Genomic DNA, 23,236 nt, shown 5'->3' on the forward strand with positions numbered 1-23,236 from the left:
GCCTGCGCGCTCGATCACCGGCGATGGGTGAGAATTGATGCGTGTCCGGACGGCGGCGTGATCAACCCACCCAGCACCCCGGCATGGCCAACTATCCGGCCGACGACACCGGTTACCGTCGGCGGTCGCCGCGCGCCCCGATGCCCAGTGCCAACCGCTACCTGCCGCCGCTGCACCGTGAGTCCGACCCCGGCTCCCGCCGCGAGCCGCCGCCCGCCCCGCGCGGCGCCGAACGCATCACCGTCACCCGCGCGGCGGCGCAGCGCAGCCGCGAAATGGGTTCGCGCATGTACGGATTGGTGCATCGGGCCGCGACCGCAGACGGCGCCGACAAGTCCGGGCTGACCGCGCTGACCTGGCCGGTGGTGGCGAATTCCGCGGTGGACGCCGCGATGGCCGTCGCGCTGGCCAACACGCTGTTCTTCGCGGCGGCCACCGGCGAAAGCAAGGACCGGGTGGCGCTGTACCTGTTGATCACGATCGCGCCGTTCGCGGTGATCGCGCCGCTGATCGGTCCGGCGCTGGACCGGCTGCAGCACGGCCGGCGCGTCGCGCTGGCGCTCTCGTTCGTGCTGCGCACCGCGCTGGCCCTGGTGCTGGTCGCCAACTACGACGGGGTGACCGGTAGCTTCCCGTCGTGGGTGCTCTACCCGTGTGCGCTGGCCATGATGGTGCTGTCGAAATCCTTCTCGGTGCTGCGCAGCGCGGTGACCCCGCGGGTGATGCCGCCGAGCATCGACCTGGTGCGGGTCAACTCGCGACTGACCATGTTCGGTCTGCTGGGTGGCACCATCGCGGGCGGCGCGATCGCCAGCGGCGTCGAGTTCGTCTGCAACCACCTGTTCGAGCTGCCGGGCGCGTTGTTCGTGATCGTCGCGGTGACGCTGGCGGGTGCGTGGCTCTCGATGCGCATTCCGCGCTGGGTGGAGGTGACCGCGGGCGAGGTCCCCGCCACGCTGAGTTATCGCCGGCGCAGCGACCCACTGCACCGCGCGCTTCGACAACCATTGGGCCGCAACATCATTACCGCGCTGTGGGGCAATTGCACCATCAAGGTCATGGTCGGGTTCTTGTTCTTGTATCCGGCGTTCGTCGCCAAGGCCCACGACGCCAGCGGATGGGTGCAGTTGGGCATGCTGGGGCTGATCGGTGCGGCCGCGGCCGTCGGCAACTTCGTCGGCAACTTCACCAGCGCGCGCCTGCAGCTGGGCCGGCCCGCCGTGCTGGTGGTGCGCTGCGCCGTCGCGGTCACGGTGGCCGCGCTGGCCGGGGCGGTGGCCGGCACCTTGGTGGTCGCGACCGTCGCTACGTTGGTCACCTCGGGGGCCAGCGCGATCGCCAAGGCGGCGCTGGACGCCTCGTTGCAGGATGACCTGCCCGAGGAGTCCCGGGCGTCGGCGTTCGGGCGTTCGGAATCGACGCTGCAACTGGCGTGGGTGCTCGGCGGCGCGCTGGGCGTGCTGGTGTACACGGAGTTGTGGATCGGGTTCACCGCCGTCAGCGCGCTGCTCATCCCGGGCCTGGCGCAGACCATCGTCAGCTTTCGCGGCGACTCGCTGATCCCGGGCTTCGGCGGTAACCGGCCGGTGATGGTCGAGCAGGAGGGCGACCGCGCGATGGCGACGCCGCGGTGAAGCGGCTCGTCGTCGCGCTGCTCGCGGCCTTGGTGCTCGCAGCGTCGGCGGCCGCCGGTGTCGGCGCGTGGCTGCTTGCGCGTGGGCACGGCCCGTCGCTGCCTGAGATCAGCGCCTATTCGCATGGCCACCTCAGCCGGGTCGGGCCGTACCTGTACTGCAACGTGCTCGACCTCAACGACTGTAAAACCCCACACGCCCAGGGGGAGCTGCCGGTGAATTCCCGTGACCCCGTGCAGCTTTCGGTACCGGCGGCGATCGGCCGGGCGCCGTGGCGGCTGCTGCGGGTGTACGAGGACCCCGCCAACACCACGACCACCGTCTTCCGGCCGGGCAGCCGGCTGGCCGTCACAATCGCCACCGTCGACCCGCAACGCGGCCGGCTGAGCGGCATCGTCGTGCAGTTGATGACCCTGGTGGTCGATCCTGCCGGCGAGCTACACGACGTCCCGCACGCCGAGTGGTCGGTGCGAACTGTGTTTTAGCGCCGAACGTCGAGTTGTTGGGCAGAATCATCGATTGCGCACAACAAGTCGACGCTCGGCACTCAAAATTGAGCGGGCACCCGTTCGCCCTCGAGCGGCGGCCCTGGCGGAGTGCCGTCACCGAATGGCCTGCCGCCCAAGGCTTCCCGGCCATGCGGGGCGAGCCAGTTGGCCAGATCGGGACCTTTTGGCACGATTCGAGTGGGATTGATGTCGGTGTGCACCATGTAGTAGTGCTGCTTGATCTGGACGAAGTCGACCGTGTCGCCGAAACCCGGCGTACCGAAGAGGTCACGCGCATACGCCCACAGCACCGGCATCTCGGACAGCTTGGAGCGGTTGCATTTGAAGTGCCCGTGATAGACCGGATCGAAGCGGGCCAGCGTGGTGAACAGCCGCACGTCGGCTTCGGTGATGTTGTCGCCCACCAGGTATCGCTGCCGCGCCAGCCGATCGCTCACCCAGTCGAGCGCGGTGAACAACCGGTCGTAGGCGGCGTCGTAGGCCTGCTGTGAGCAGGCGAACCCGCACCGGTATACCCCGTTGTTGATTTCGGTGTAGATCCGTTGCGCTACTTCGTCGATCTCGGCGCGCAACGGCTGCGGGTACAGCTGCGGTGCGCCCTCGCGGTGGTAGGCCGTCCATTCGGTGGAGAAGTCCAACGTGATCTGCGCGAAATCGTTGGTGACCACCGCGCCGGACGGCACGTCGACGATCGCCGGGACGGTGATGCCCTTCGGGTAGTCGGGAAACCGCTTGAAATAGGCGTCCTGCAGCCGCGGAATCTTCAGCACCGGGTCGACACCGCCGGGATCCAGGTCGAACGTCCAACTCCGCTCGTCGTGGGTGGGTCCACAAAACCCAATGGAGATAACCTTTTCCAGGCCCAGCAGGCGGCGCACGATGATCGCGCGATTGGCCCACGGGCAGGCGCGGGCCACGATCAGCCGGTAGCGGCCGGGCTCGACCGGGTAGCCGTCCCGCCCGTCGGCGGTGATGCGGGTCGCGATGTAGTTGGTGTCGCGGGTGAACTCCCCCGACTCGGCCACGTACGCGGCGCTCATGGTTCCGACACGGTCAAGAACCGCCGCGCCAAGTTCTCCTCGGTGGACGGGCCCGGCTCCCAGTGCGCGATCCACGGCCCGGTGCCCTCGGACTGGTCGAGGACCCCCTCCTCCAGCCAGGTGTAGTGCCCCCCCAACACATTTCGGGCCAGGCCCACGTCCGTGCTGTCGGTGTTGGACCACAACGCATGAAACAGCGCCTCGACCCGCAAAGTGGCCTGCTGACAGAACGCGTCGGCCAACTCGTATGCCTGCTCGCCTTCGGCCTGATCCGAAACCCGTTGCGCCTCAGCACGAACACATGCCGCCGCCATGGCGAACAATTCCGCGCCGATGTCCACGACGCGGCCCAGGAATCCCTGCTTTTGCTCCAGCGCGGCCTGCCAGCGTGCCATCCCGTAGAAGGTGTTGCGGGCCAGCTTGCGTGACGAGCGCTCGACAAAGCGCAGTTGCGTTGCCAGCCTGCCGAAGTCGCGGTAGGTGGTGGGCAGCTGACCTTCGCCGAAGACCAGCTGCGGCAACCACTTTGCGTAGAAGCCGCTCGCGCCGGCAGCCGCCTTGGCCTTCTGCCGCACATCGGCCTTCGGGTTGGCCAGATCTCCGGCCGCGGTAAGGTGCGCGTCCACCGCCTCCCGGGCGATCAGCAGCCGCATGATCTCGCTGGAGCCTTCGAAGATCCGATTGATCCGAAGGTCGCGCACGATCTGTTCCACCGGCACTGCGCGCTCACCGCGGGCGGCCAGCGACTCGGCGCTCTCGTAGCCGCGCCCGCCGCGGATCTGCACCAGCTCATCGGCGATCACGCAGGCCATCTCGCTGGACCACAGTTTGGCCAGCGCGGCCTCGATCCGGATGTCGTTGCGGCCCTCGTCGGCCATCTGGCCGGACAGTTCCAGCACCGCCTCCAGCGCGTAGGTGGTGGCGGCGATGAACGAGATCTTGTTGGCCACCGCGGCGTGCTCGCCGACCGGCTTGCCCCACTGCACCCGTTCGCACGACCACTCCCGCGCGATCTTCAGGCACCACTTGGCCGCCCCGGCGGCCATCGCCGGAATCGACAACCGCCCGGCGTTCAGCGTTGTCAGGGCGATCCTCAGGCCGTCGCCTTCCCGCCCGATCAGGTTTTCGCGCGGGACCCGGACTTTATGCAGTCGGGTCAGGCCGTTTTCGATGCCGCGCAGTCCCATGAATTTGTTGCGCCGTTCGACGGTGATGCCGGGGGAATCGGCCTCGACGACGAACGCGCTGATGCCGCCCCGGTGTCCGTCGCTCTTGGGCACCCGGGCCATCACCACCAGCAGATCGGCGACGACGCCGTTGGTGGTCCAGAGCTTGACCCCCTCCAGTTCGTACGCCGCGCCGTCGTCGATCGGCGTCGCGGTCGAGGCCAGCCGCGCCGGGTCGGAACCCACGTCCGGTTCGGTGAGCAGGAACGCCGATATCCCCCCGGCGGCACACCGCGGCAAGAACTTCCGCTTCTGTTCTTCGGTCCCGGCCAGTTTGAGCGGTTCGGGCACCCCGATCGACTGATGCGCGCTCAGCAGCGCACCGAAGCTCGGGTGCACCGACGACGCCATCATCAACGCCCGGTTGTAGGCGACCTGCGACATGCCCAAACCGCCGTACTCGGCGGGAATCTTCATGCCGAAACAGCCGAGATCGGCCAGGCCCTTGACGTACTCGTCGGGAATCTGGGCATCGCGCTCGATGACGGCACCATCGATCGTGCCGAGAAACTCGCGCAGCTTGGCCAGGAAAGCCTCGGTGCGGGCCGCCTCGTCGTCGGACGGGCGTGGAAACGGATGGATGAGCTCCAACGGGAAGCGGCCCAGGAAGAGTTCCTTGGCGAAAGAGGGCTTATCCCAACCGCTTTCGCGCGACTCCTCGGCTACGGCTCTGGCCTGCTCCTCGGTGACCTGTACTTGCTGCGCCATCGGACACTCCCTGGTGTTGCGACACTAGTTTACTCGTCAGTAACTAGTGTTGCCCGTGGCGCACTTCTCTACACGCGCTTTGGCGGAATGGCCGCCGCCGAAGCGTCAGCCGTCGAGCTCTCGGGCCACTGCTCTGACGACCTCGGAGACCCTGCGGGCGGTCTTGCGGTCCGGGTAGCGGCCCTTGCGAAGTTCCGGTTGCACCGTGCTTTCCAGCAACGTGATCATGTCCTCGACCATGCCGTGCAGCTCGTCGGGACTGTGCTTGTGTTCGGCGGCGGGTCCCTCGCGGCGAGCACGGGACAGGCTCGGCGGCGGATCAATCAGCTTGAGGCTCAACGCCTGCGGTCCCCGGCGCCCGGTGGCGATGCCGAACTCGACGCGCTGGCCCGCCTTGAGCCCCTCGACACCCTCAGGCAACGCCGAGGAGCGGACGTAGACGTCCTCGCCGTCCTCCTGTGACAGGAAGCCGAACCCCTTGTCCGGGTCGTACCACTTCACCTTGCCGGTCGGCACTGGTCTCACCTGCTTGTCTGACGGATCCCTACACGACGAAGCGTCCCGCGAGCGCAGGACGCGATGACTGGTGATCCTACTCGGATGCCGTGCGCCCGATCATCCCCGATCGCGGACCATCGTGGCGACCCGCTGCGCCCGGCTCCGCCGCGCTTGCGATCGCACTTGTACTCATCGTGGCGACCCGCTGCGCCCGGCTCCGCCGCGCTTGCGATCGCCACTGGGTAGGCTGGCACTACCGCTGGAGGAAGATATGCGCCTGATCCTGAACGTCATCTGGCTGATCTTCGGCGGCCTCTGGTTGGCCGTCGGCTATCTGCTGGCGGCGCTTGTCTGCTTCCTGCTGATCGTCACCATTCCCTTCGGCTTCGCGGCACTGCGCATCGCGTCGTACACGCTGTGGCCGTTCGGCCGCACCATCGTCGAAAAGCCGGGCGCCGGCACCGGCGCGCTGATCGGCAACGTGATCTGGGTGCTGTTGTTCGGCATCTGGCTGGCCATCGGGCATCTGGCCAGCGCCATCGCGATGGCGGTGACGATCATCGGCATCCCGCTGGCGTTGGCCAATCTCAAGCTGATCCCGGTGTCGCTGGTGCCGCTGGGCAAAGAGATTGTTCCGGTCGACCGTCCGATCCGACCCGAATCGGTAGTGGGATGACAGTGATCGCACTCGGCGTGCCGACGGTGCGCCGCCCCGCAGACGACCCGGGCGTGCACGGGCCCGCGCCCGCCACCGGGCCGCTGGTCGACACGTACGGCCGGGTGGCCACGGACCTGCGGGTGTCACTGACCGACCGTTGCAACCTGCGCTGCAACTACTGCATGCCGGCCGAAGGGCTGGACTGGCTACCCCGCGAGGACCTGCTGCAGCCCGACGAACTGGCGCGGCTACTGCGCATCGCAGTGACGCGGCTCGGCATCACCAGCGTGCGGTTCACCGGCGGTGAGCCATTGCTGGCCCGCCACCTCGAGGACGTGGTGGCGGCGGCCGCCGTGTTGCGCCCCCGCCCGGAGATTTCCCTGACCACCAACGGCCTCGGCCTGGAGCGACGGGCGGCCGCCCTCGCGCGGGCTGGTCTGGACCGGGTCAACGTATCGCTGGACACCGTGGACCGTGACCACTTCGCGGCGATCACCCGCCGCGACCGACTCCCCGACGTGCTGACCGGGCTGGCCGCGGCGAAAGCGGCGGGCTTCGAGCCGGTCAAGGTGAACGCGGTGCTCGACCCGGTGACCGGCCGCCACGACGTCGTCGAGCTGCTGCGGTTCTGCCTCGAACACGGCTACCAGTTGCGGGTGATCGAACAAATGCCCCTGGATGCCGGGCATCAATGGCGCCGGGGCGCTTCGCTGAGCGGCGAAGATGTGCTGGCCGCGCTGCGCCCGCACTTCCGGCTACGGCCCGACCCCGCGCCGCGCGGTTCGGCGCCGGCCGAGCTCTGGCTGGTCGACACCGGCCCGGGCGGGCCGTCGGGCAAGGTCGGGATCATCGCTTCGGTTTCGCACCCGTTCTGCGGGGACTGTGACCGCACCCGGCTGACCGCCGACGGCCAGATCCGCAGCTGCCTGTTCGCCACCGAGGAGACCGACCTGCGCGGGCTGTTGCGCACCGGCGCCGACGACGACGCGATCGAGGCGACGTGGCGTGCCGCAATGTGGGGTAAACCGGCCGGGCACGGCATCAACGACCCCGACTTCATCCAGCCGGCTCGTCCGATGAGCGCGATCGGCGGCTGACCCATGACACAAGTGCCCGACGAACTCACCGGAATCCAGGTCATGGTCCGCTACTTCGCGGCGGCGCGGGCCGCGGCCGGCACCGAGACCGAGACCGCCGCGCTGCGGCCCGGCGCCACCGTCGCCGAGCTGGTCGACACCCTCGGCCGGCACAACGAACGTCTGGCCACCGTGCTGAAGCGGTGCTCGTATCTGTGCGACGGCATCGCCGTCCGCGACCAGGACGCCGTGCTGCAAACAGGCCAGACGATTGACGTGCTGCCGCCCTTCGCCGGCGGCTGACGCCCGTGATTTGCGTCACATAACGGATTGATCACAGCGCGGCAACGGCACGGTTGCGATGGGCTCTGAGCTGCGCAAATCGAACGCTTTCCTGGCGTTTTTGCGAGGCATCGCAGGCGAAAACGCCGCATTCGCTATGACGTGACTCATCCGCCACGACCCGCTACCGTTCTCCGCGGGCTCGCCGAATCTTGTTGAGCGGCAGCCTTCCCCGCTTGTCGCGCCGAGCTCCATCCAGCAGGCGGGGGCCGACGACAACCGTGGATGGAGGCGGGGGACCCAATCAGTCCGCCGTGATCGGACCGGAGCCGTGCGCGGCTCCTTGGGGTGAAGCCACCGAGGTGGCCGGGCAACCTCTCCAGCCCGAACCCGACAGCTGACCTCGTAGGCGCATACAGAGAGGACATCACCGGCGTATGAGTGGACGGCATCGTAAGCCCACGACATCCAGCGTCAGCGTCGCCAAGATCGCCTTTACCGGCGCGGTGATCGGCGGCGGCGGCATCGCCCTCGCAGGCCACGCATCGGCGGCCAGCGACGGCGAATGGGATCAGGTCGCTCGTTGCGAGTCGGGCGGCAACTGGTCGATCAACACAGGCAACGGATATCAGGGCGGCCTGCAGTTCAACCGCGGCACCTGGGCCGCACACGGCGGCGGCGAGTTCGCCCCGGCCGCCAACATGGCCACCCGGGAGCAGCAGATCGCGGTCGCCGAGCGGGTGCTGGCCACCCAGGGTCGCGGCGCCTGGCCGGTATGCGGCCACGGTTTGTCGGGCCCGACACCGCGCACCGTCGTCGCCGACGCTCACGCGAACCCGCCGGAGGACAACCCGGCTCCCGAGGCCGAGCCCGCCGCGCTCGACGCCCCGCCGCCTCCCGACGATGCCCCGCCGCCGCAGGAGGCCCCGCCGGTAGAGCTGGCAGCCGTCGACGAGTCCGTCCCCGCCGACGAGCCGGTCGAGCCCGCCGCTTTCGACGCGCCCGCTCCGGTTGACGAGCCGGCGCCCGTGGACGAGCCCGTCCCGCCGGCAGAGCCCGTCGTGCTCGACGAGGCGCCACCCGCGGACGCTCCCGAAGGGGTTCACGAAGCCCAGTCGGTGAGCACGTGGACCGTCGTCACCGACGCACCGCTGGCCCCCGCTCCGAGCGATCCTGCACCGGCGCTGCCGATCGATCCGGCCGCCGCCGGTTCGGCCGCACACGACCTGCAGGTGCCGACGCAGTTCGCGCCGCTTCTCGACCAGGCGACCAACCTGCCCTCCAACGCCAACGGGCAGCCCGCCACGGCGCCGCAGAACATGGACCCCGGCTACCTCAAGGACTTGTGGCAGGCGATCCAGGCGCAGGGCATCAACGGCAACGACGCGCTGGCCGCGCTGGCCCAGCAGCCGTAGTCAGGCCGAGCCCACCCACTCGTCGGTTCCGTCGGCGAAGAACTGGTGCTTCCACACCGGTAGCCGCGCCTTGATGGTGTCCACCAGATGCGCGCAGGTCTCGAACGCGGCCCGGCGATGGTCGGCGGCCACCGCCGCCACCAGCGCCGCCTCGCCGATCTGCAGGACACCGACGCGGTGGCTGGCTGCGATGGCCCGCACCCCGCTGCTCTGCTCGGCGACCTCGGCCAGCACCTCGGCCATCACCTGTTCGGCCGACGGGTGCGCGGAATACTCCAGCCGCAGCACCTCGCGGGCGCCGTCGTGGTTGCGGATCATCCCGACGAAGCCGACGATCGCGCCGGCGGCCTCATGGCTCACCAGCTCTTCGTGCTCGGCCAGCACAATCGGCTGATCGGTCAGCGCGGCACGCAATACCTGTGCCATCAGTGATCCCCGCCCCCGAGTTGGTCCAGCGCATGGTCCAGCACGTCGGCGAGCACTCCGAGGCCGTCGCGCACGCCGCCGGTCGACCCCGGCAGGTTGACCACCAGGGTCCGGCCGGCCACCCCGCACACGCCGCGCGAGAGCACCGACGTCGGCACCTTCGGCAGCCCCGAGCGGCGGATCGCGTCGGCCAGCCCGGGGATCTCGTAGTCGAGCACTGCCGACGTCTGGGCCGGAGTGTCGTCGCTGGGCGAGATGCCGGTGCCGCCGGAGGTGATGACGACGTCGACACCGGCGCCGACGGCGTCGCGCAACGCCTGGCCAACCGGGTCACCGTCGGGCACCACTGTCGGCTCTACGCGCGAAAAGCCGCGCTTCTCAAGCCATTCGGCGATGATCGGGCCGCACCGATCCTCGTACACGCCGGCCGACGCCCGGGTCGAGGCGATGATGACGCGCGCAGACCGTCCGGCCATCACCGCGTCCAGGTTCCGGTCTTGCCGCCGTCTTTGCGCAGCACCCGGATGTCGTCGATGCGGGCGGCCGGGTCCACCGCCTTGACCATGTCGTAGAGCGTCAGGCCGGCCACGCTGACGGCGGTCAAGGCCTCCATCTCCACCCCGGTGCGGTCGGTGCTGCGCACCGTCGCGGTGATGTCGATGGCCGACTCGCCGACGGTGAAGTCGACCTCGACCCCGGTGAGCGCCAGCTGGTGGCACAGCGGGATCAGGTCGCTGGTGTGCTTGGCGGCCAGAATGCCCGCCACCCGCGCGGTGGCCAGCGCGTCGCCCTTGGGCAGACCCCCGGCCGAGATCAGCGACACCACCTGCGCGGACGTGTGGAACGTGCCGGCCGCGACGGCGGTGCGCTTGGTGGCTCCCTTGTCGGTGACGTCGACCATGTGCGCGGCTCCGCGCTCGTCGATATGCGAAAGCCGAGAAGACGGGGAGCCGGACATCTACCGGTTGACGACGGTGACCGGGTGTACGTAGGGCAGTTCGTCGGACGGCAGCGGGAACACCAGGTCACCGAACGGGGACAGCGCGCCGGTGCGGTCGGTCGCGAGTTCGCTCACCGCGTGTTCGTCGGGGTCGGTGGTCGGCCAGCCTGGGTCGACGTACCTGGTCTTCTTGTCAGCGTTGTCAGCCACGCGGTCCATTCTGACAGGTTGCGAGCGAACTCGGGCCGTCGGGCCGCTGCTTTACGCTGGTCAGCAATGACAGAACACACCCCGAGCATCCCGCTTGGGTCCTGGCTGGCCGACCTGCCCGACGAGCGGCTGGTCCGCCTGCTGGAACTGCGCCCGGATCTTGCCCAGCCGCCGCCGGCCAGCATCGCTGCGCTGGCCGCCCGTGCTCAGGCCCGCCAGTCGATCCGGGCCGCCACCGACGAGCTGGACTTCCTGCGGCTGGCGGTCATCGACGCGCTGCTGGTGCTGCACGCCGATACCGAGCCGGTCCCGGTCGCCAAGCTCGTCGCGCTGATCGGCGACCGCGCGCCCGAAGCCGACGTGCTCGGCGCGCTCGACGACCTCAGGGAGCGCGCCCTGGTGTGGGGTGACGCCGAGGTCAGAGTGGCAGCCGAGGCCGGGGCGGGGCTGCCCTGGTATCCCGGGCAAGCCATCCTCGAGGACGAACCCCACACCCGCGACCACATCACCGCGCTGCTCGATGAACTCGACGACGACGCTCTCCTGGTGCTGGACAAGCTGTCGGAGGGGTCGCCGCTGGGGCGCACCCGAGACGCCGCGCCCGGCGCGCCGCCGGACCGCCCGGTGCCACGGTTGCTGGCCAAGGGCCTGCTGCGCCGAATCGACGCCGACACGGTGATCCTGCCGCGCCAGGTCGGGCACGTGCTGCGCGGCGAGGATCCCGGCCCTTCGCAGCTGACGCCACCTGATGCGGTCGTCACCAGCACCACACCCGGCGATGCCGACGCGGCGGCGGCCGGAGCGGTCATCGACCTGCTGCGCGAACTCGACGTGCTGCTCGAAACACTCAGCGCCGCACCGGTTCCCGAGTTGAGAAGCGGCGGACTCGGGGTCCGCGAAGTCAAGCGGCTGGCCAAGTCCACCGGCATCGACGAGGCGCGGCTGAGCCTGCTTCTGGAGGTGGCAGCGGCGGCCGGACTGATCGCGGCCGGCATGCCCGAACCGCAACCCGAGGACGGCGAGGGGCCCTACTGGGCGCCGACGGTTGCCGCCGACCGCTATGCCGAGGCGCCCACCGCCGAGCGCTGGCACCTGCTGGCCCGCACCTGGCTCGACCTGCCGCGGCGCCCCGGGCTGATCGGCACTCGCGGACCGGACACCAAACCCTATGGGGCACTGTCGGATTCGGTGTATTCCACGGCTGCGCCGCTCGACCGCAAGCTGTTGTTGTCGCTGCTGGCCGAGCTTCCTCCCGGCGCTGGTGTCGACGAAACGTCGGCGTCCGCGGCCCTGGTGTGGCGACGGCCGCGCTGGGGCAAGCGGCTGCGGCCCGGCCCGGTGGCCGACCTGCTCGACGAGGCCCACTTCCTTGGTTTGGTGGGCCGCGGAGCGATCAGCACACCGGGTCGAGCGCTGCTGAACCAAGACGACTCCGTCGTCGACGCGATGAACCGGGCGCTGCCCGAGCCGATCGACCACTTCCTGGTGCAGGCCGACCTGACCGTGGTGGTGCCCGGACCGCTGGAACGCCGGCTGACCGAGGAGCTCGCCGCCGTGGCCACCGTCGAGTCAGCCGGAGCGGCAATGGTCTACCGGATCAGCGAGGCCTCGATCCGGCATGCCCTCGACATCGGCAAAACCGCCGACGGTATCCGTGCGTTGTTCGAGAAGTACTCCAAAACGCCTGTGCCGCAATCGCTTACCTACCTCGTCGACGACGTGGCCCGTCGGCACGGGCAGCTGCGGATCGGCATGGCCACCTCGTTCGTCCGTTGCGAAGACCCGGCGTTGCTGGCCCAGGCGGCGGCCGCGGCCGAACAGCTGGGGCTGCGGATTCTTGCGCCGACGGTGGCGATCTCGCAGGCGCCCATCGCCGAGGTGCTTGCGAAGTTGCGCGACGCCGGGTTCGCGCCTGCCGCCGAGGACTCCACGGGCACCATCGTCGACATCCGCGCCCGCGGCGCGCGGGTGCCCACTCCCCAGCAACGCCGGGCGCCGCGGCCGATCCCCCGGCCGAGCAGCGAGTCGCTGGCCGGGATCGTCGCCGTGCTCCGCAAGGTGACCAGCGCGCCGTTCGCCAACGTCCGCGTCGACCCGGCGGTCGCCATGTCGCTACTGCAGCGCGCCGCCCAGCGTGACGAGACGGTGGTGATCGGCTACGTCGACGCCGCCGGGGTGGCCACCCAGCGGGTGGTGTCACCGATCGCCGTGGTCGGCGGCCAATTGGTGGCCTTCGATTCGACGTCCGGGCAGGCCCGCGAGTTCGCCGTCCACCGCATCACGTCGGTGGTGCCCGAATAATGGGTTCTATGACTGACGGGCCGTTGATCGTGCAGTCCGACAAGACGGTGCTGCTCGAGGTCGACCACGAGCTGGCGGGCGCCGCGCGTGCGGCGATCGCGCCGTTCGCCGAGCTGGAGCGCGCGCCCGAGCACGTGCACACCTACCGCATCACTCCCCTGGCACTGTGGAACGCCCGCGCCGCCGGCCACGACGCCGAGCAGGTGGTCGACGCGCTGGTCAGCTTCTCCCGCTACGCGGTGCCGCAGCCGCTGCTCGTCGACATCGTCGACACCATGGCCCGCTACGGCCGGCTGCAGTTGGTCAAGAACCCTGCCCACGGCCTGACGCTGGTCAGCCTGGACCGCGCGGTGCTCGAAGAAGTGTTGCGGCACAAGAAGATCGCACCGATGCTCGGTGCCCGCATCGACGACGACACCGTGATTGTTCACCCCAGCGAACGCGGCCGGGTCAAGCAGATGCTGCTCAAGATCGGCTGGCCCGCCGAGGATCTGGCCGGCTACGTGGACGGCGAGGCGCATCCGATCAGCCTGCGCCAGAACGGCTGGCATCTGCGCGACTACCAGGAGATGGCCACCGAGTCGTTCTGGTCCGGCGGCTCGGGCGTGGTGGTGCTGCCGTGCGGGGCGGGCAAGACGCTGGTCGGTGCGGCCGCGATGGCGAAAGCCAGTGCGACGACGCTGATTCTGGTCACCAACACCGTCGCCGGCCGGCAGTGGAAACGTGAGCTGATCGCCCGAACCTCGCTGACCGAGAACGAGATCGGCGAGTACTCCGGGGAGCGCAAGGAGATCCGGCCGGTCACGATCGCCACCTATCAGGTGATCACCCGGCGAACCAAGGGCGAGTACCGGCATCTGGAGCTGTTCGACAGCCGCGACTGGGGGCTGATCATCTACGACGAGGTGCATCTGCTGCCGGCGCCGGTGTTCCGGATGACCGCCGATCTGCAGTCGCGGCGCCGGCTGGGCCTGACCGCCACCCTGATCCGGGAGGACGGCCGCGAGGGCGACGTGTTTTCCCTGATCGGCCCCAAACGCTACGACGCGCCGTGGAAAGACATTGAGGCGCAAGGCTGGATCGCGCCCGCGGAATGCGTCGAGGTGCGCGTCACGCTGACCGACAGCGAACGGATGACCTACGCCACCGCCGAGCCGGACGAACGCTACCGGATCTGTTCGACGGCCCATTCGAAGATCGCGGTGGTCAAATCGATTCTGAGCCGGCATCCCGGCGAACAGACGCTGGTGATCGGCGCCTACCTGGATCAACTGGAAGAGCTCGGCGAGGTGCTGAACGCGCCGGTGATCCAAGGCTCGACCAAGACCGCCGAACGCGAGGCGCTGTTCGACGCGTTCCGCCGCGGCGAGGTGACCACGCTGGTGGTGTCCAAGGTGGCCAACTTCTCCATCGACTTGCCCGAAGCATCTGTGGCCGTGCAGGTTTCGGGGACATTCGGGTCGCGACAGGAGGAGGCGCAGCGGCTGGGCCGGTTGCTGCGGCCCAAGGCCGAGGGCGGCGGCGCCATCTTCTACTCGGTGGTGGCCCGCGACAGCCAGGACGCCGAGTACGCCGCACACCGGCAGCGCTTCCTGGCCGAGCAAGGCTACGGCTACGTCATCCGTGACGCGGACGACCTTCTGGGCCCGGCGATTTAGGGCGAGCAGACGCAGAATCGCACTCACGCAAGGCGTTTAGTGCGATTCTGCGTCTGCTCGCGCGGTAGCTAAGTTAGAGCGAGACGATGGTCGCCGACGCTGTGCCGGGAGCCCCGTACACCTGCGCCAGGCCGACGCGTGGGTTGCCGGGCACCTGACGCTCGCCCGCCTCGCCCCGCAGCTGGCGCACCAGCTCATGCATCTGCCGAAGGCCCGATGCGCCGATGGGCTCACCGTTGGCGATCAGACCGCCGTCGGTGTTGATCGGCATCGAGCCGTGGATCTCGGTGGCGCCGTCGGCCAGCAATTTCTCCTGCTCACCGTCGGCACATAGGCCCGTCTCGGCCATGTGGATGACCTCGTTACCGGCGTCGGTGTCCTGCAGCTGGGCCACGTCGACATCCTCGGGCCCGATACCCGCCGCCTCGTAGGCCGCCTTGGACGCGTAAACCGTTGGGGAGACGTCCTCTTCAACGGGCGCGAAGGTGGCGTGCACCTCGTAAGCGCCGTAGCGGCGGGTGCGGATTTCGCAGGCTCGCACATAGACCGGTTTATCCGTGTACTTGTGCGCGATGTCGGCCCGGCACATCACCACCGCGGCCGCACCCTCGTCGGGCGCGCAGAACATGTACTGGGTCAAAGGGTAGTTGAGCACGGCCGAGTTGAGGATCTCTTCCTCGGAAAGTGCCTTGCGGCGGAACGCATTTGGGTTCAGCGCGCCATTGCGATAGTTCTTGGCCGCCACCTTGGCCAGCGTGGCCTGCGAGATGTTGTGGTCATGCAGGTACTTGTTGGCCTTCATCCCGAAGAACTTGGTGGTGACGAACTGCCCGTTCTGGGCATACCACTGCGGCAGCGCCAGCTTGGCCGGGTCGTCGGTGAACGCACCGCGCGGATGCTTGTCCAGCCCGATGGCAATGCCGATGTCGTACTTGCCCAACCGGATGGTGTCGGCGGTCTGCTGGATAGCGCTGGCCGCGGTGGCGCAGGCGTTGAACACGTTGGTGAACGTGATCCCGGTCAGGCCGACTAGGCGGGTCACGGCGTCGGGGTTGGACACCTCGTGGCTACCGCCGAACCCGAATTGGATGTCCTTCCATTCCACACCGGCATCGGTCAGCGCGGCTTGGATGGCCTCGGCGCCCATCTGCATCGCCGTCTTCGCGAACCTGCCGAAGGGATGCAGGCCCACGCCGATGATCGCCACATCGTTCATTTCCCGGCTCCAATCGGTGCGAAGGCGAACGTGACGATCTCGTTGCCCTCGTCGTCGGTGGTGAACGGCACCATGGTCAGCTCGACGTCCATGTCGAACTGCAGCTTGTCCGGATCGTTCTCGGTGAGCCGGCCCTCGACGCGAATCACGTCGCCAAGTTGGACCAGCCCGACACCGAACGGGACGAAATCCTTACCCGTCGGGCCGGCGTAGGGCGGTCCCGGTGGGAAGCCCTGGGTGGTCCAGGCCACCAGGGTTCCGCGCCGCGGCAGCAGCAGCTCGGACATCTCGGCGGCGCTGCATCGCGGGCAACGCTCCTGCACCGGGAAGGTGGTGGCCCCGCACGCGCCGCATTTACTGCCGATCAGCTGCGGGTTGTCGTCGGGCCAGGTCGAAATCTCAGGCGCCAGTGCCTTCTGCATACCCGAACGGTACAACAGCGTTGGGCAAAAACGGAAACCCCATTCTCCTACGTCAGGGCGGGTATCACCTCGCGCTCGAAGAGCTCGATGCTCGAGCGGTCGTAGGCGGCTTCGGGGAAGTAGCAAATGACGTACTGGCAGCCCAGCCCGCGCAGGCGCGCCAGCCGTTCGATCACCTGCTCGGTGGTCCCGGTCGCCGACTCGGGCCCGCTGGTGCCGGCGATCATCGCATCCGCCGCCGATTCGGGTACATAGCCAACCAGCCGGTCGCGGATCTGCCGCTGGCGGTCGGTGACCTCCGCCTCCGAAGCACCGAGTACGGCATTGACGTTGACCGAGCGCACGATCGCGTCGAAATCGGTGCCCACGTCGCGGCAGTGTTGCGCGAGCACCTCGGACTTGTGGGCGAAAGCTTGCGGCTCAGGCGTGAAATTGGTGTATTGGGCGTATTTGGCCGCGATCCGCAGCGTCACCTTCTCCCCGCCGCCGGCGATCCAGAACGGAATCCCGCCCTCCTGCAACGGTTTCGGCGCAACGATCGCGCCGTCGACCTGGTAGTGCTCACCGGCGAAGCTGACCTTGCCGTCGCGCCAGGCGTCGCGCATGATCTGCACGCCCTCGTCGAGGCGCCCCAGGCGCACCTTCGCCGACGGAAAGCCGTAACCGTAAGCGCGCCATTCGTGTTCGTACCAGCCGCCGCCGATGCCCATCTGGATGCGGCCGCCGGAGATGACGTCGGCGGTGGCGGCGACCTTGGCCAGGTAGACCGGGTTGCGATAGCTCATCGCCGTGCACATCTGGCCCAGCTTGATCCGCGACGTCGTCGCCGCATACGCCGACATCAGCGACCACGCCTCGTGGGTGGCCTCCCCGGTCGGCATCGGCACGGTGTGAAAATGGTCGTACACCCACAACGAATCCCACGCGCTGTCGTCGGCGTAGCCGGCCAGATCGCGCATCACCGCCCAGTGTTTGTCGGGTTCGATCCCGACCAGATCCAGCCGCCAGCCCTGTGGAATGAAAAGTCCGAAGCGCATAGCTGCCGACTCTAAACCCGTCAGAGACCCAAGGCGGCGAGCGCAGCTTCGACCGACGCGGCGCGTACCTTGTCGACCGGCCCGTCGAAGAAGTGGATACAGCAGTCCTGCAGCCCGCCCAACGCGATCACCGCCCGGGCCGCTTGCTGCAGCGTCGGCTTGGGACCGAACACCAACCGGCCCAGCCGTTCCCGCCACGCCAGCACCATCTCGATCAGGCCGAGGTCTTCCAGGATCGCGAATTCCGCCAGCACCACAACGAGATCCCGCCGGTGCCGGTAATGGAAGTCGAAGTAGCCCTCGAGCAATTCACGCACATCGACCACGCCGCGGGCTTCTTGATCGGCGACGAACTGCTCCCCGTCGTCGATCAACGGCTGCACGATGCTGCGGACCAGCTCCTCACGCGAGGTGAAGTGGTAGTACAAGGCCGGTTTGGTGATGCCCAACCTGTCGGCGATGTCCTGCAGGCTGGTGCGCTGCACACCTTGCTGCGCGAACAGCTCCCGGGCGACTTCTTGAATGCGCTCCCGGGTGTCCGAGCGGGGTCTGCTCACCGCGCCAGTTTATCTGACCTACCGATAAGTAAACCCGCGTGCTACGCTTACCGATCGTTAAGTAAGGAGGTGCAGCATGCGGGTTCTGATCTCGGGCGCGAGCATCGCCGGCCCGGTACTGGCGTACTGGCTCGACCGGTACGGGTTCGACGTGACAGTCGTCGAGCGAGCGCCGACGTTGCGCAAGACCGGTGGCCACGCCGTCGACTTGTTCCGGCCGGCCATGGAGATCTCGGAGAAGATGGGCGTGCTGCCGCGCATCGAGGAACGCGCCACCGAGACGACGCGACTGAGTATCTACCGCGGGCGCGCTGCGGAGCCGATCCGTGTCGACCTCACCAAGCTCTACCGCGCCGCCTCCGACCGCCACGTCGAGATCATGCGCGACGACCTCAGCGAAATCTATTACGGCGCAGCCGATGTCGAGTATCTGTTCGGCGACTCGATCACGGCCATCTCCGCCGACGGCGAGGTGACCTTCGAGCACGCGGCACCGCGCCGGTTCGACGTCGTGATCGGCGCCGACGGGCTGCATTCCAACGTCCGGCGGCTGGTCTTCGGCGACGAGGCCGGCCTGACCCGCTACCTCGGGGGTTACCTGGCTGTGGCGTCGGCACCGAAAACGCTTGCGCCCGAAGGCGAGATGGTCGTCCAGATCGATGTCGGTCGCCTCGCGGGGACGTACAGCGCACGGCATTTGGACGACGCGCGGGTGCTGTTCATGTTCCACAGCCCCGAACTGGCCTACCACCATCGAGATGTGCAGCGGCAGAAGGACTTACTGCGCGAGGCGTTCGCGGGAATGCATCCACGAGTGGACGGCTGGCTCGACCAGCTCGACACCACGCCGGCGTTCTACTTCGACTCGATCACCCAGCTACAGACCGACAGCTGGTCGCGCGGACGGGTCAGTCTTGTCGGCGACGCCGGCTACTGCCCGGGACCGGCGGTCGGCGGCAGCACCAGCCTCGCGGTAGTCGGCGCCTACATGCTGGCCGGCGAGCTGGCGCAGGCACGCGGCGACTACGAGCGCGCATTCGCGGCCTACGAACAGCGGATGCGCGAACCGGTGCGCCACAGCCGCGCTTTCGCGCGTGCCGCCGCCAAGACCGTCGTGCCCGGTTCGGCCGCCGCGCTGTGGGTGGTGACGCGGGGCGCGCAACTGGTGTCGGCGCTGCCGAGTCCGGTCAGCCGCGCCGTCGCCAAGCTCAACACCAAAGGTGTGCGCATGCACGACTCGATACCGGTGCCCGACTACGGTGCCGGCGTTTGGCAGCATTGACGCATGGAGCTTTCCGGTGTCGGAATATGGAGCAGCCAACTGCGCTACGGCGACCCGGCCGAATCCGCCGAGGCCGCAGCCGAATTGGACGAGCTCGGGTTCGACGCCCTGTGGATTCCCGATGTCGGCGGGCCGGTCCTGGACGCAGTCGAACGCCTGCTGGCCGCAACCAAACGGACCGTGATCGCGACCGGCATCCTCAACCTGTGGATGCACGGGCCGGCTGACGTCGCGGCCTCCTATGCGCAGCTGACCGCCGCGCACGGGGAGCGCTTCCTGCTGGGGATCGGCGTCAGCCACGCGCCGCTCATCGGGTCGGATCGCTACCGCAAGCCGCTGGCGGCCACCGCATCGTTCCTGGACGGGCTCGATGCCTCGGAACAACCGGTGCCGCCCGAAAATCGGGTGCTGGCCGCGCTGGGTCCAAAGATGCTGACGCTGGCGGCAAACCGGGCCCGCGGCGCCCATCCCTACCTCGTCACGCCCGAGCACACGGCTACTGCCCGCTCGGTTTTGGGTACCGGCCCACTGCTGCTGCCCGAACAGACGGTGATCCTCACCGACGACCCCGACCAGGCCCGCGCCATCGGAACCGATTGGCTGCGCCCGTATTTGGCCTTGCCGAACTACGCCAACAACCTGCTGCGCAGCGGATTCACAGCCGATGACCTGGCGCAGGTCAGTGATCGGCTCTTCGACGCGATCATCGCCTGGGGCGACGAGGAGGCCGTCGTGCGCCGAGTCGACGAGCATCGCACGGCCGGCGCCGACCATGTCTGCCTGCAAGTGTTACTGCCCGACCCGCAGGACTTCCCGCGTGAGCAGTGGCGGCGAATCGCAGCCGCCTGCATTGGCTGACCCTCCCGGCTAGCCTCGGGTCATGCCCCTGTCGAAGGACGAACGCGAAGAGTTTCTTGCCGAACCACACATCGCGGCGCTGTCGGTGTATGCCGGCGACAGCCGCGGCCCGTTGACCGTCCCCATCTGGTACCAGTACACACCCGGCGGCGAGCCGTGGGTGCTGACCGGAGCCGGCTCACGCAAGACGCGCCTCATCGAGGCCGCCGGCTACTTCTCGCTGATGGCCGAACGGCTCGAGCCGACGGTGCGGTACGTCGCGGTCGACGGCCCGGTGAGCCGAATCGAGCCCGGCACCGACGACCACCTCGTCGAGATGACCCGCCGTTACATGCCGCCGGAGAAGGTGGAGCCCTACCTCGACTACGCGCGCAACGAGCTGGGCGAGAGCGTCGCAATCTATCTGCAGCCGCAACATTGGCTTTCCGCTGACCTAGGAGGACTGTGAGATGGCTTCTCGGCACTTATTGTTTCGGGTCTTCTACGCGCTCGGATTCACTCCGTGGGACGGTCATCCGCTCTCGGCGAAGCTGCGAGATCTCGTCGAGGGAACCGACACGCCGCCCGGATCGGCGCTCGACGTCGGATGCGGCACCGGAGACACCTCGATCTACCTTGCCCAACACGGATGGCAAGTCACCGGGGCGGACTTCACGCCAAAGGCTCTGGACAAGGCGCGTGCCAAGGCCGGAGCCGCGAACGCTGCCGTCAACTTTGTCCACGCCGACGTCACGCACTTGCGTCAGGCTGGAATCACCGGGCCCTTCCAGTTGATCGTCGACAACGGCTGCTTTCACGGCATGAGCGCTGCCGATCGTGACCTTTATGTCCAAGAGATCAGCGCGGCGGCCGCCCCCGGCGCGCGCCTGCTGATGATCGCATTCAAACCCAGCGGCGGCCCCGGGCCGGCAGGAGTCGAACAGGCGGAGATTGAGCGCCGATTCACACCCGCATGGGCGCTGCTGTCGGCGGACGATGAACCGCAGTGGACGCCGCAGGGCGGAATCGCTGGCAGGTTTGCGGCCCGATTTAAAGCCCGCAGCTACATATTGCAGCGCCAGTAGTTGCGCGAGCAGACGCAGAATCGCATTGCGAGCGCACCTCGCGTGCGATTCTGCGTCTGTTCGCCGAACCTTAGGTGAGCGACGCCGGCGGGAGGAACCGGTCGCCGTACTTGGCCGCCAGCTCGCGGGCGCGGGCGACGAAGGCTTGCTTACCCGTGCCGTGCGCGCCCTCATAGCCGACCACGAACTGCGCGGTGCCACCGGTCCACGGCGGAAAGCCGATGCCCATGATCGAGCCGATGTTGGCGTCGGCGGTCGACGTCAGCACGCCCTCGTCGAGGCACTTCTGGGTTTCCAGCGCCTCGGCGAACAGCATCCGGTCGATCATGTCCTGCAGCGGCGGCTGCGACGAACCGGAGTTGAACGTCTCGCGCAGCCCCGGCCACAGGCCGACCCGCTTGCCGTCGGCGTACTCGTAGAAACCCTTGCCGGACAACCGGCTTGGCCGGCCCAGCTCGAGCATCTTCTCGACGACGGCCTCGGCCGGGTGCGGCTCGTACGTGCCGCCGGCGTCCTCGACACCCTTGCGGGTGGCGACCGCGATCTTGTGCATCAGCTCCATGTTGAGCTCGTCGGAGAGCTGCAGCGGCGGCGCCGGGTAGCCGGCCTGCGAGCCGGCGTGCTCGATCGACGCAGGCTCCACACCCTCGCCGAGCATCGCCAGAGCTTCGTTGACGAAGGTGCCGATCACGCGGGAGGTGAAGAAGCCGCGGCTGTCGTTGACCACGATCGGGGTCTTGCCGATGGCCAGCGTGTAGTCGAACACCCGGGCCAGCGCCTCGTCAGATGTCTTCTCGCCCTTGATGATTTCGACCAGCGGCATCTTGTCGACCGGCGAGAAGAAGTGGATGCCGATGAAGTCCTCTTGGCGCTTGACGCCGGTCGCCAGACCGGTGATCGGCAGCGTCGACGTGTTGGACCCGAGCAGCGCGTTGGGCTCGACGATGTCCTCGATTTCCTGGAACACCTTGTGCTTGAGTTCCTGGTTCTCGAACACCGCCTCGATCACGAAGTCCACGCCGGCCAGGTCCGCAGCGTCTCCGGTCGGCTTGATCCGGTCCAGCAGCGCCTTGGACTTCTCCTCCGTCGTGCGACCGCGCTCCAGTGCCTTGGCCTCCAGCTTCTCCGAGTAACCCTTGCCCTTCTGCGCGGCTTCCAGGCTGACGTCCTTGAGCACCACGTCGAAGCCGGCCTTGGCCGACACGTAGGCGATCCCGGCGCCCATCATCCCGGCGCCCAGCACGCCGATCTTCTTGATCGGGGTCTTGCCGATGCCGTCGGGCCGTGAGCCGCCGGAGTTGATGTGCTGCAGGTCGAAGAAGAACGCCTGGATCATGTTCTTGGCCACCTGAGAGGTGACCAGCGAAGCGAAATAACGGCTTTCGATGCGGGTGGCGGTGTCGAAGTCGACCTGCGCGCCCTCGACCGCGGCCGCCAGGATGGCCCGCGGCGCCGGCATCGGCGCGCCCTTGAGCTGCTTGCGCAGGTTCGACGGGAACGACGGCAGGATCGCCGCCAGCGACGGCGAGCTCGGGGTACCGCCAGGCATCTTGTAGCCCTTGGCATCCCACGGCTGCACGTGCGCATCCGGGTTGGCCTTGATCCACGCTTTGGCCGCGGGAACCAGCTCCTCGACCGTCGGCAACACCTCGTCGACCAGACCGACCTCCTTGGCCTTGGCCGGCTTGAACCGGGTGCCCTGGGCCAGCACCGTCACAAAAGCGTTCTGAATACCCAGCATTCGCACGGTGCGGGTCACCCCACCGCCACCGGGCAGCAGACCCAGCGTCACCTCGGGCAGCCCGATCTGGCTGCCCTTGACGTCGGCGGCAATGCGGTGATGACACGCCAGCGCGATCTCCAGGCCGCCGCCCAAAGCAGCGCCGTTGATGGCGGCGACGACGGGCTTGCCGAAGGTCTCCAGGGTGCGCAGATCCTTCTTGACCCGCTCGACGGTGTCGAAGAACTGTCCCGCGTCCTCGGGCCGCGCCTTGACCATCGCGGTCAGGTCACCGCCGGCGAAGAAGGTCTTCTTGCCACTGGTGATCACCACACCGGTGATCGAGTCCTTCTCGGCGACAAGGCGTTCCACGGCCTTGCCCATCGACTCGATGTAGGCCTCGTTCATCACGTTGGCCGACCCCGACGGGTCGTCCATGGTCAGCGTGACGATGCCGTCGGAATCCTTGTCCCACTGGATGGTGTTCTCAGTCATGGTC

Annotated in this window: 24 protein-coding genes and 1 riboswitch; of the genes, 12 read left to right on the forward strand and 12 right to left on the reverse strand. The window is 68.2% G+C overall.

The window, feature by feature from the left end; translation table 11 throughout:
- Positions 1-83 precede the first annotated feature (83 nt).
- Together AWC14_RS10540 and AWC14_RS10545 are read left to right on the forward strand one after the other, a co-directional pair.
- A complete protein-coding gene (locus tag AWC14_RS10540) occupies positions 84-1,634 on the forward strand; it encodes an MFS transporter (protein ID WP_045374760.1) in 1,551 nt (516 codons plus the stop codon).
- The gene (locus AWC14_RS10545; protein WP_045374757.1) at positions 1,631-2,119 is read left to right on the forward strand and encodes a DUF2771 domain-containing protein; all 489 of its coding nucleotides are present in this window, start codon (positions 1,631-1,633) and stop codon (positions 2,117-2,119) included. Before AWC14_RS10540 ends, AWC14_RS10545 begins: the two co-directional genes overlap by 4 nt.
- A 62-nt stretch (positions 2,120-2,181) precedes the next feature.
- On the opposite strand, the gene AWC14_RS10550 is transcribed toward AWC14_RS10545, so the two are convergent.
- From AWC14_RS10550 to AWC14_RS10560, 3 genes are all read right to left on the reverse strand, one after another.
- A complete protein-coding gene (locus AWC14_RS10550) occupies positions 2,182-3,183 on the reverse strand; it encodes a glutathione S-transferase family protein (protein WP_085241242.1) in 1,002 nt (333 codons plus the stop codon).
- Complete coding sequence (locus tag AWC14_RS10555; RefSeq protein WP_057003164.1) at positions 3,180-5,117, reverse strand: acyl-CoA dehydrogenase family protein; 1,938 nt, start codon at positions 5,115-5,117, stop codon at positions 3,180-3,182. The genes AWC14_RS10550 and AWC14_RS10555 overlap by 4 nt, the downstream gene beginning before the upstream one ends.
- Positions 5,118-5,222: 105 nt before the next feature.
- A complete protein-coding gene (locus AWC14_RS10560; protein WP_045385487.1) occupies positions 5,223-5,633 on the reverse strand; it encodes a cold-shock protein in 411 nt (136 codons plus the stop codon).
- 253 nt (positions 5,634-5,886) lie between these two features.
- Between AWC14_RS10560 and AWC14_RS10565 the strand changes: the two genes are divergently transcribed.
- The 4 genes from AWC14_RS10565 (at position 5,887) to AWC14_RS10580 (ending at position 9,046) form a co-directional block, all read left to right on the forward strand.
- The gene (locus tag AWC14_RS10565) at positions 5,887-6,291 is read left to right on the forward strand and encodes a YccF domain-containing protein (protein ID WP_045385489.1); all 405 of its coding nucleotides are present in this window, start codon (positions 5,887-5,889) and stop codon (positions 6,289-6,291) included.
- Positions 6,288-7,370, forward strand: coding sequence for a GTP 3',8-cyclase MoaA (moaA, locus tag AWC14_RS10570; RefSeq protein ID WP_045385491.1), 1,083 nt, complete (start codon positions 6,288-6,290; stop codon positions 7,368-7,370). The genes AWC14_RS10565 and moaA overlap by 4 nt, the downstream gene beginning before the upstream one ends.
- Before the next feature lie 3 nt (positions 7,371-7,373).
- Positions 7,374-7,652, forward strand: coding sequence for a MoaD/ThiS family protein (locus AWC14_RS10575; protein ID WP_045385494.1), 279 nt, complete (start codon positions 7,374-7,376; stop codon positions 7,650-7,652).
- A gap of 236 nt (positions 7,653-7,888) precedes the next feature.
- Positions 7,889-8,059, forward strand: a riboswitch (cyclic di-AMP (ydaO/yuaA leader).
- 9 nt (positions 8,060-8,068) lie between these two features.
- Positions 8,069-9,046 carry a transglycosylase family protein gene (locus AWC14_RS10580; RefSeq protein ID WP_045385497.1) on the forward strand — a complete coding sequence of 326 codons (978 nt, stop codon included), beginning with the start codon at positions 8,069-8,071 and terminating at the stop codon, positions 9,044-9,046.
- Here the strand turns inward: AWC14_RS10580 and AWC14_RS10585 are convergent, their stop codons facing one another.
- From AWC14_RS10585 to AWC14_RS10600, 4 genes are read right to left on the reverse strand one after another with little or no spacing between them, the layout of a single operon-like run.
- The gene (locus AWC14_RS10585) at positions 9,047-9,472 is read right to left on the reverse strand and encodes a molybdenum cofactor biosynthesis protein MoaE (protein ID WP_045385500.1); all 426 of its coding nucleotides are present in this window, start codon (positions 9,470-9,472) and stop codon (positions 9,047-9,049) included.
- The gene (locus AWC14_RS10590) at positions 9,472-9,948 is read right to left on the reverse strand and encodes a MogA/MoaB family molybdenum cofactor biosynthesis protein (protein ID WP_045385503.1); all 477 of its coding nucleotides are present in this window, start codon (positions 9,946-9,948) and stop codon (positions 9,472-9,474) included. The genes AWC14_RS10585 and AWC14_RS10590 overlap by 1 nt, the downstream gene beginning before the upstream one ends.
- Positions 9,948-10,430, reverse strand: coding sequence for a cyclic pyranopterin monophosphate synthase MoaC (gene moaC, locus AWC14_RS10595; RefSeq protein ID WP_081968381.1), 483 nt, complete (start codon positions 10,428-10,430; stop codon positions 9,948-9,950). Before moaC ends, AWC14_RS10590 begins: the two co-directional genes overlap by 1 nt.
- A complete protein-coding gene (locus AWC14_RS10600) occupies positions 10,431-10,631 on the reverse strand; it encodes a hypothetical protein (protein ID WP_045385508.1) in 201 nt (66 codons plus the stop codon). It lies immediately after the preceding gene.
- A gap of 57 nt (positions 10,632-10,688) precedes the next feature.
- On the opposite strand from AWC14_RS10600, the gene AWC14_RS10605 reads away from it, so the two are divergent.
- Complete coding sequence (locus tag AWC14_RS10605; RefSeq protein ID WP_057003165.1) at positions 10,689-12,923, forward strand: helicase-associated domain-containing protein; 2,235 nt, start codon at positions 10,689-10,691, stop codon at positions 12,921-12,923.
- 8 nt (positions 12,924-12,931) lie between these two features.
- Positions 12,932-14,581, forward strand: coding sequence for a DNA repair helicase XPB (locus tag AWC14_RS10610; protein ID WP_045384419.1), 1,650 nt, complete (start codon positions 12,932-12,934; stop codon positions 14,579-14,581).
- Positions 14,582-14,654: 73 nt separating this feature from the next.
- Here AWC14_RS10610 and AWC14_RS10615 read toward each other — a convergent pair whose 3' ends face one another.
- The 4 genes from AWC14_RS10615 to AWC14_RS10630 are packed head-to-tail and all read right to left on the reverse strand — an operon-like array spanning position 14,655 to position 17,813.
- A complete protein-coding gene (locus AWC14_RS10615; RefSeq protein ID WP_045384289.1) occupies positions 14,655-15,797 on the reverse strand; it encodes a thiolase family protein in 1,143 nt (380 codons plus the stop codon).
- Complete coding sequence (locus AWC14_RS10620; protein ID WP_045384292.1) at positions 15,794-16,219, reverse strand: Zn-ribbon domain-containing OB-fold protein; 426 nt, start codon at positions 16,217-16,219, stop codon at positions 15,794-15,796. The genes AWC14_RS10615 and AWC14_RS10620 overlap by 4 nt, the downstream gene beginning before the upstream one ends.
- Positions 16,220-16,266: 47 nt before the next feature.
- The gene (locus AWC14_RS10625; RefSeq protein ID WP_057003166.1) at positions 16,267-17,256 is read right to left on the reverse strand and encodes an LLM class F420-dependent oxidoreductase; all 990 of its coding nucleotides are present in this window, start codon (positions 17,254-17,256) and stop codon (positions 16,267-16,269) included.
- A 20-nt stretch (positions 17,257-17,276) separates the two neighbouring features.
- Positions 17,277-17,813: a TetR/AcrR family transcriptional regulator gene (locus tag AWC14_RS10630; protein WP_045384295.1), complete on the reverse strand. Its 537-nt coding sequence runs from the start codon at positions 17,811-17,813 to the stop codon at positions 17,277-17,279.
- 76 nt (positions 17,814-17,889) lie between these two features.
- Between AWC14_RS10630 and AWC14_RS10635 the strand changes: the two genes are divergently transcribed.
- From AWC14_RS10635 to AWC14_RS10650, 4 genes are read left to right on the forward strand one after another with little or no spacing between them, the layout of a single operon-like run.
- Complete coding sequence (locus AWC14_RS10635; RefSeq protein ID WP_057003167.1) at positions 17,890-19,095, forward strand: FAD-dependent monooxygenase; 1,206 nt, start codon at positions 17,890-17,892, stop codon at positions 19,093-19,095.
- Positions 19,096-19,098: 3 nt separating this feature from the next.
- Positions 19,099-19,953, forward strand: a complete 855-nt coding sequence (locus AWC14_RS10640) for an LLM class F420-dependent oxidoreductase (protein ID WP_045384297.1) — start codon at positions 19,099-19,101, stop codon at positions 19,951-19,953.
- 22 nt (positions 19,954-19,975) lie between these two features.
- Positions 19,976-20,401, forward strand: a complete 426-nt coding sequence (locus AWC14_RS10645) for a pyridoxamine 5'-phosphate oxidase family protein (protein ID WP_045384299.1) — start codon at positions 19,976-19,978, stop codon at positions 20,399-20,401.
- A gap of 1 nt (position 20,402) precedes the next feature.
- Entirely contained in the window at positions 20,403-21,017 is a 615-nt protein-coding gene (locus tag AWC14_RS10650) for a class I SAM-dependent methyltransferase (RefSeq protein WP_045384302.1), read from the forward strand.
- Between the two features lie 70 nt (positions 21,018-21,087).
- Here AWC14_RS10650 and AWC14_RS10655 read toward each other — a convergent pair whose 3' ends face one another.
- Positions 21,088-23,232: a 3-hydroxyacyl-CoA dehydrogenase NAD-binding domain-containing protein gene (locus tag AWC14_RS10655; protein ID WP_045384305.1), complete on the reverse strand. Its 2,145-nt coding sequence runs from the start codon at positions 23,230-23,232 to the stop codon at positions 21,088-21,090.
- Between the last annotated feature and the right edge of the window lie 4 nt (positions 23,233-23,236).

Source organism: Mycobacterium kyorinense, assembly GCF_002101735.1.
Taxonomy (GTDB): domain Bacteria; phylum Actinomycetota; class Actinomycetes; order Mycobacteriales; family Mycobacteriaceae; genus Mycobacterium; species Mycobacterium kyorinense.

What these genes read in the sequence shown, in the direction of transcription:
- AWC14_RS10540 (WP_045374760.1), top strand. Translation starts at nt 84, where the DNA reads ATGGCCAACTATCCGGCCGACGACACCGGTTACCGTCGGCGGTCGCCG.
- AWC14_RS10550 (WP_085241242.1), bottom strand. Translation starts at nt 3,183, where the DNA reads ATGAGCGCCGCGTACGTGGCCGAGTCGGGGGAGTTCACCCGCGACACC.
- AWC14_RS10555 (WP_057003164.1), bottom strand. Translation starts at nt 5,117, where the DNA reads ATGGCGCAGCAAGTACAGGTCACCGAGGAGCAGGCCAGAGCCGTAGCC.
- AWC14_RS10565 (WP_045385489.1), top strand. Translation starts at nt 5,887, where the DNA reads ATGCGCCTGATCCTGAACGTCATCTGGCTGATCTTCGGCGGCCTCTGG.
- moaA (WP_045385491.1), top strand. Translation starts at nt 6,288, where the DNA reads ATGACAGTGATCGCACTCGGCGTGCCGACGGTGCGCCGCCCCGCAGAC.
- AWC14_RS10575 (WP_045385494.1), top strand. Translation starts at nt 7,374, where the DNA reads ATGACACAAGTGCCCGACGAACTCACCGGAATCCAGGTCATGGTCCGC.
- AWC14_RS10580 (WP_045385497.1), top strand. Translation starts at nt 8,069, where the DNA reads ATGAGTGGACGGCATCGTAAGCCCACGACATCCAGCGTCAGCGTCGCC.
- AWC14_RS10585 (WP_045385500.1), bottom strand. Translation starts at nt 9,472, where the DNA reads ATGGCACAGGTATTGCGTGCCGCGCTGACCGATCAGCCGATTGTGCTG.
- AWC14_RS10590 (WP_045385503.1), bottom strand. Translation starts at nt 9,948, where the DNA reads ATGGCCGGACGGTCTGCGCGCGTCATCATCGCCTCGACCCGGGCGTCG.
- moaC (WP_081968381.1), bottom strand. Translation starts at nt 10,430, where the DNA reads ATGTCCGGCTCCCCGTCTTCTCGGCTTTCGCATATCGACGAGCGCGGA.
- AWC14_RS10600 (WP_045385508.1), bottom strand. Translation starts at nt 10,631, where the DNA reads ATGGACCGCGTGGCTGACAACGCTGACAAGAAGACCAGGTACGTCGAC.
- AWC14_RS10605 (WP_057003165.1), top strand. Translation starts at nt 10,689, where the DNA reads ATGACAGAACACACCCCGAGCATCCCGCTTGGGTCCTGGCTGGCCGAC.
- AWC14_RS10610 (WP_045384419.1), top strand. Translation starts at nt 12,932, where the DNA reads ATGACTGACGGGCCGTTGATCGTGCAGTCCGACAAGACGGTGCTGCTC.
- AWC14_RS10615 (WP_045384289.1), bottom strand. Translation starts at nt 15,797, where the DNA reads ATGAACGATGTGGCGATCATCGGCGTGGGCCTGCATCCCTTCGGCAGG.
- AWC14_RS10620 (WP_045384292.1), bottom strand. Translation starts at nt 16,219, where the DNA reads ATGCAGAAGGCACTGGCGCCTGAGATTTCGACCTGGCCCGACGACAAC.
- AWC14_RS10625 (WP_057003166.1), bottom strand. Translation starts at nt 17,256, where the DNA reads ATGCGCTTCGGACTTTTCATTCCACAGGGCTGGCGGCTGGATCTGGTC.
- AWC14_RS10635 (WP_057003167.1), top strand. Translation starts at nt 17,890, where the DNA reads ATGCGGGTTCTGATCTCGGGCGCGAGCATCGCCGGCCCGGTACTGGCG.
- AWC14_RS10640 (WP_045384297.1), top strand. Translation starts at nt 19,099, where the DNA reads ATGGAGCTTTCCGGTGTCGGAATATGGAGCAGCCAACTGCGCTACGGC.
- AWC14_RS10645 (WP_045384299.1), top strand. Translation starts at nt 19,976, where the DNA reads ATGCCCCTGTCGAAGGACGAACGCGAAGAGTTTCTTGCCGAACCACAC.
- AWC14_RS10650 (WP_045384302.1), top strand. Translation starts at nt 20,403, where the DNA reads ATGGCTTCTCGGCACTTATTGTTTCGGGTCTTCTACGCGCTCGGATTC.
- AWC14_RS10655 (WP_045384305.1), bottom strand. Translation starts at nt 23,232, where the DNA reads ATGACTGAGAACACCATCCAGTGGGACAAGGATTCCGACGGCATCGTC.